Source organism: Phaeobacter sp. S60 (genome assembly GCF_000826845.1).
Taxonomy (GTDB): Bacteria; Pseudomonadota; Alphaproteobacteria; order Rhodobacterales; family Rhodobacteraceae; genus Phaeobacter; species Phaeobacter piscinae.
The window spans coordinates 1-6,108 of sequence record NZ_JSWJ01000025.1 but is presented as its reverse complement, the minus strand read 5'-3'; the positions used below and the strand labels follow the sequence as shown (position 1 = coordinate 6,108).

Annotated in this window: 1 protein-coding gene, 3 tRNA genes and 3 rRNA genes; all 7 read right to left on the bottom strand. The window is 53.1% G+C overall.

Annotated features, from left to right (window positions below; all coding sequences use genetic code 11):
* Positions 1-68: 68 nt before the first annotated feature.
* Positions 69-145: transfer RNA gene (locus tag OO25_RS19575), tRNA-Met, on the bottom strand.
* 145 nt (positions 146-290) lie between these two features.
* Positions 291-405, bottom strand: a 5S ribosomal RNA gene (rrf, locus tag OO25_RS19570).
* A 118-nt stretch (positions 406-523) separates the two neighbouring features.
* A 23S ribosomal RNA gene (locus OO25_RS19565) occupies positions 524-3,351 on the bottom strand.
* 421 nt (positions 3,352-3,772) lie between these two features.
* Positions 3,773-3,849 (bottom strand) — tRNA-Ile (locus OO25_RS19560).
* A gap of 25 nt (positions 3,850-3,874) precedes the next feature.
* Positions 3,875-3,950, bottom strand: a tRNA-Ala gene (locus OO25_RS19555).
* A gap of 150 nt (positions 3,951-4,100) precedes the next feature.
* A 16S ribosomal RNA gene (locus OO25_RS19550) occupies positions 4,101-5,564 on the bottom strand.
* Together the 16S, 23S and 5S rRNA genes with 3 tRNA genes alongside form the textbook arrangement of a ribosomal RNA operon.
* Positions 5,565-5,925: 361 nt before the next feature.
* Positions 5,926-6,108, bottom strand: a 183-nt coding sequence (locus OO25_RS23140) for a hypothetical protein (protein WP_206778546.1), incomplete at its 5' end; no start/stop codon positions are given.

The following is a 6,108-nucleotide window of genomic DNA, read 5'->3' as shown; positions in this document are numbered from 1 at the left end:
TGGCCGCCAGCCCAACCGCACAGCACCGCCCGGAGGCGGCTGTAAGTATTTGTTATGTTGGGAATATTTGGTTGCGGGAGTAGGATTTGAACCTACGACCTTCAGGTTATGAGCCTGACGAGCTACCGGGCTGCTCCATCCCGCGACATTTTTGTTTTGCCTCATTGCGTTTTGTTGCTTGAGGCTGCCGCTGCTTGATCACGCGTGTTGTGACTGGGCGTTTTTTCTTCAGATGTTTTTGTCTGAAGGTATATTTTATTGGTATCGTTTATGTTTATGGATTTTTCTAGGTTTGGCGGTGACCTACTCTCCCACGCCTTAAGACGCAGTACCATCGGCGCAACAGTGCTTAACTTCCGGGTTCGGGATGGGACCGGGTGTTTCACTTGCGCTATGACCACCAAACCGAGGAAAATCCATATTCGCGACGTTTCGGTTTTGAGACGTCGCGGAGATACAATCGACATGAAGTCCAAGTTTTGTGTTTTGCTTTTGGTTCTTGTGTCACTGACTGTTACTGGAACAGATCAAGCCTATCGGGCGATTAGTACCGGTCAACTGAATGCATTGCTGCACTTACATCTCCGGCCTATTGACGAGGTGGTCTACCTCGGCCCTCAGGGATACCTTGTTTTGAGGGGGGCTTCCCGCTTAGATGCCTTCAGCGGTTATCCTGTCCGATCATAGCTACCCTGCACTGCTGCTGGCGCAACAACAGGTCCACCAGTGGATCGTTCACCCCGGTCCTCTCGTACTAGGGGCAACTCCTCTCAAGTATCCTACACCCACGGCAGATAGGGACCGAACTGTCTCACGACGTTCTAAACCCAGCTCACGTACCTCTTTAAACGGCGAACAGCCGTACCCTTGGGACCTGCTCCAGCCCCAGGATGAGATGAGCCGACATCGAGGTGCCAAACACTGCCGTCGATATGGACTCTTGGGCAGTATCAGCCTGTTATCCCCGGCGTACCTTTTATCCGTTGAGCGATGGCCCTCCCACTTGGGACCACCGGATCACTATGGCCGACTTTCGTCTCTGCTCGACTTGTCAGTCTCGCAGTCAGGCTGGCTTCTGCCATTGCACTCAACGAGCGATTTCCGACCGCTCTGAGCCAACCTTCGCGCGCCTCCGTTACGCTTTAGGAGGCGACCGCCCCAGTCAAACTACCCGCCACGCAGGGTCCCGGATCCGGATAACGGACCGCGGTTAGACATCAAGAGTGCGAAGGGTGGTATCTCAAGGGAGGCTCCACCGGAACTAGCGTTCCGGTTTCGATGCCTACCACCTATCCTGCACATCACAATCCTGATGCCAGTGCGAAGCTGTAGTAAAGGTGCACGGGGTCTTTCCGTCTAACCGCGGGAAGCCTGCATCTTGACAGGCAATTCAATTTCGCTGAGTCGATGTTGGAGACAGCGGGGAAGTCGTTACGCCATTCGTGCAGGTCGGAACTTACCCGACAAGGAATTTCGCTACCTTAGGACCGTTATAGTTACGGCCGCCGTTTACCTGGGCTTCAATTCGGAGCTCTCACCCCTCCTTTTAACCTTCAGGCACCGGGCAGGCGTCAGACCCTATACGTCGTCTTGCGACTTCGCAGAGCCCTGTGTTTTTAATAAACAGTCGCCACCCCCTGGTTTGTGCCCCCAGCTCCAAGTTGCCTTGGAACCGGGCCTCCTTCTCGCGAACTTACGGAGGTATTTTGCCGAGTTCCTTCAACATCGTTCTCTCAAGCGCCTTGGTATTCTCTACCAGTCCACCTGTGTCGGTTTAGGGTACGGTCTCATGGAGGGCTATTTCCAGGGACTGATCAGCAGCCCATTCAATCCGATAAGGATGAACTACCTTCACAATCCGTCACATCCTCCTGGCCTAGGAATATTAACCTAGTTCCCATCGGCTACGCCTTTCGGCCTCGCCTTAGGGGCCGGCTTACCCTGCTCAGATTAGCTTTAAGCAGGAACCCTTGGACTTTCGGCGAGAGTGTCTCTCACACTCTTTGTCGCTACTCATGTCATCATTCTCGCTAGTGATCTCTCCACGGGATCGCTCACGCGCCCGCTTCATCGAAAGCTTCGTGTCTCCGATGTGTCCGAGGACACTAAGGAGACATGAAGCTATGTCACACTACGCTCTGCTACCATGCACTATGTGCATCCTAAGCTTCGGCTCATGGCTTGAGCCCCGTTACATCTTCGCCGCAGGACGTCTTAATTAGACCAGTGAGCTGTTACGCTATCTTTAAAGGATGGCTGCTTCTAAGCCAACCTCCTGGTTGTTTTGGACATCCCACCTGCTTTCCCACTTAGCCATGAATTAGGGGCCTTAGCTGTAGGTCAGGGTTGTTTCCCTCTCCACTACGGACGTTAGCATCCGCAGTGTGTCTGCCATCTAGTACTCCCGGGTATTCGGAGTTTGGTTAGGATCAGTAAGCCTGTGGGGCCCCATTACCCATCCAGTGCTCTACCCCCCGGGGTATTCGGATGACGCTCTACCTAAATAGATTTCGCAGAGAACCAGCTATCTCCGAGTTTGATTGGCCTTTCACCCCTAGGCACAGCTCATCCCGATCTTTTTCAACAGATGTGGGTTCGGTCCTCCAGTGCATGTTACTGCACCTTCAACCTGGCCATGCCTAGATCACTCGGTTTCGGGTCTGATCCCACGAACTCATGCGCCCTATTAAGACTCGCTTTCGCTGCGCCTACACCTAACGGCTTAAGCTTGCTCGTGAGACCAAGTCGATGACCCATTATACAAAAGGTACGCTGTCAGCCCTCAAGGGGCCTCCAACTGATTGTAGGCGTTCGGTTTCAGGTACTGTTTCACTCCCCTCGTCGGGGTGCTTTTCACCTTTCCCTCACGGTACTGGTTCGCTATCGGTCAGTAAGGAGTACTTAGCCTTCGAAGGTGGTCCTCCGATCTTCAGACAGGATTTCACGTGTCCCGCCCTACTTAATACGTCCTATCATGCTTCATATACGGGGCTATCACCCACTCTGGCTGTGCTTCCCAACACATTCTATTCACACTCAAGGCTCGGCTGGTCCCCGTTCGCTCGCCGCTACTAGGGGAGTATCATATTGATGTCCTTTCCTCCGGGTACTTAGATGTTTCAGTTCCCCGGGTTTGCTCTTAAAACCCTATGTATTCAGGTCTTAAGTACCTGATTAAGCTCATTATTGATAGCAAAGCTAACAATAACAAACTGTCAGGTGGGTTCCCCCATTCGGAAATTCATGGATCAAAGCCTATTCTCAGCTCCCCATGACTTATCGCAGAGTATCACGTCCTTCATCGCCTCTTACTGCCAAGGCATCCACCAAACGCCCTTCTCGCGCTTGATCTGGTCCAGAAAAAGACAGTGAACTGTCACGCCACAGAAGCTGGTAAGAAACTGTGGCCTTATTCTGAACCAAAAGCATACTTTCCCGCTCACTTCCTAAGAAGTGAACATTGGTTCATAAACCTTGCGGAATATGAACCGGGTTAGTGTACTTGACTTGGACAACACTGTGGTTTCAATCCGGCAGACCCTCGCGCGCCCGAGGAAAAGGGCGGATGCAAAGGCTCGCATCAGACCACCGAAGCGGTCCTCAGCACCAAACTGAGGTCGATCCCTTACGCGGGTGACCAACAGTGTTGTTGATTGTATCTCTCTAAACGATGTCAATGTGATCAACCTTCCCGAAGGAACATCGATCCGGTCCGATTGGACGATCAAACACTCAAAGCAAGTGCTTGATGATCAAATCATATTCCGAAGAATGGTGGGTCGAGGAGGACTTGAACCTCCGACCTCACGCTTATCAGGCGTGCGCTCTAACCACCTGAGCTACCGACCCATTCTATGTGGGCCGTTCGCATGAGTGGTGGAGCCTAGGAGGATCGAACTCCTGACCTCCTGAATGCAAATCAGGCGCTCTCCCAGCTGAGCTAAGGCCCCTTGCTAGATCCTGCCCCAGGGCAAGATCATGACAGTTCTGAAGAGATATGAGGACGGCCTGGTCCGGATGTGATCAGTTTTGATTACTGATCTTATGCTAAGTGTATCACGAGACAGAGCAAGCTCTGATCTAGCTAGATACATCCTTAGAAAGGAGGTGATCCAGCCGCAGGTTCCCCTACGGCTACCTTGTTACGACTTCACCCCAGTCGCTGAGCTCACCGTGGTCCGCTGCCCCCTCGAAAGGTTGGCGCACGGCCTTCGGGTAAACCCAACTCCCATGGTGTGACGGGCGGTGTGTACAAGGCCCGGGAACGTATTCACCGCGTCATGCTGTTACGCGATTACTAGCGATTCCGACTTCATGGGGTCGAGTTGCAGACCCCAATCCGAACTGAGACAGTTTTTTGGGATTAACCCATTGTCACTGCCATTGTAGCACGTGTGTAGCCCAACCCGTAAGGGCCATGAGGACTTGACGTCATCCACACCTTCCTCCCGCTTATCACGGGCAGTTTCCCTAGAGTGCCCAGCCGAACTGCTGGCAACTAAGGATGTGGGTTGCGCTCGTTGCCGGACTTAACCGAACATCTCACGACACGAGCTGACGACAGCCATGCAGCACCTGTCACTCGGTCACCGAAGTGAAAGCCAGATCTCTCTGGCGGTCCGAGGATGTCAAGGGTTGGTAAGGTTCTGCGCGTTGCTTCGAATTAAACCACATGCTCCACCGCTTGTGCGGGCCCCCGTCAATTCCTTTGAGTTTTAATCTTGCGACCGTACTCCCCAGGCGGAATGCTTAATCCGTTAGGTGTGTCACCAACAAGCATGCTTGCTGACGACTGGCATTCATCGTTTACGGTGTGGACTACCAGGGTATCTAATCCTGTTTGCTCCCCACACTTTCGCACCTCAGCGTCAGTATCGAGCCAGTGAGCCGCCTTCGCCACTGGTGTTCCTCCGAATATCTACGAATTTCACCTCTACACTCGGAATTCCACTCACCTCTCTCGAACTCAAGACCAGGAGTTTTGGAGGCAGTTCCGGGGTTGAGCCCCGGGATTTCACCCCCAACTTTCTGATCCGCCTACGTGCGCTTTACGCCCAGTAATTCCGAACAACGCTAACCCCCTCCGTATTACCGCGGCTGCTGGCACGGAGTTAGCCGGGGTTTCTTTACCAGATACTGTCATTATCATCTCTGGCGAAAGAGCTTTACGACCCTAAGGCCTTCATCACTCACGCGGCATGGCTGGATCAGGCTTGCGCCCATTGTCCAAGATTCCCCACTGCTGCCTCCCGTAGGAGTCTGGGCCGTGTCTCAGTCCCAGTGTTGCTGATCATCCTCTAAAACCAGCTATAGATCGTAGACTTGGTAGGCCGTTACCCCACCAACTATCTAATCTAACGCGGGCCGATCCTTCTCCGATAAATCTTTCCCCCGAAGGGCGTATAAGGTATTACTCACCGTTTCCAGTGGCTATTCCTTAGAGAAGGGCACGTTCCCACGCGTTACTAACCCGTCCGCCGCTCACTCCGAAGAGTGCGCTCGACTTGCATGTGTTAGGCCTGCCGCCAGCGTTCGTTCTGAGCCAGGATCAAACTCTCAAGTTGAAAAGCACTTACATGCTTATCCTTGACGTTCGAACCTCTGCACATCTTTGGATGTCCTACCGATAACGCCACTTGAGGACGGGCCTCAAACAGCACGGCTTCGAACCCGGCTAGGAACTCGAAACGAACATCCAACATTCTCTGTTTCTCGTGCTTCAGTACCAAAGGTACAGAAAGCCGACAAACAGTGAAGCTGACACTAGATCATCGGACAAGAGCCCTACTAGCGTTGATATGAAGAGGTTGATCCATCGAATGAACCAAACCGCCCACATATCTCTTCAGATATCATCAATGTCAAAGAGCATACATCCAGAGACAACAACCAACAGATGCGCCAAATTCCTGACGCGCCCGCCGATCAAAACCCCATAAATGCCACCGTCTTTCCGATGCGTCCGACCGTCTCTCCAGCCCGTCCCAGCGTCTCTCCGCCGCGTTTCCCGTCCATCCCAGCGTCGCCGCCGTCCCGTCCGGTGTGTCTCAGTAGCGCCTCAGCGCCGCCGGTGAAGGGGGTTCTAAGGCGAGTTACACAAAGCCGCAA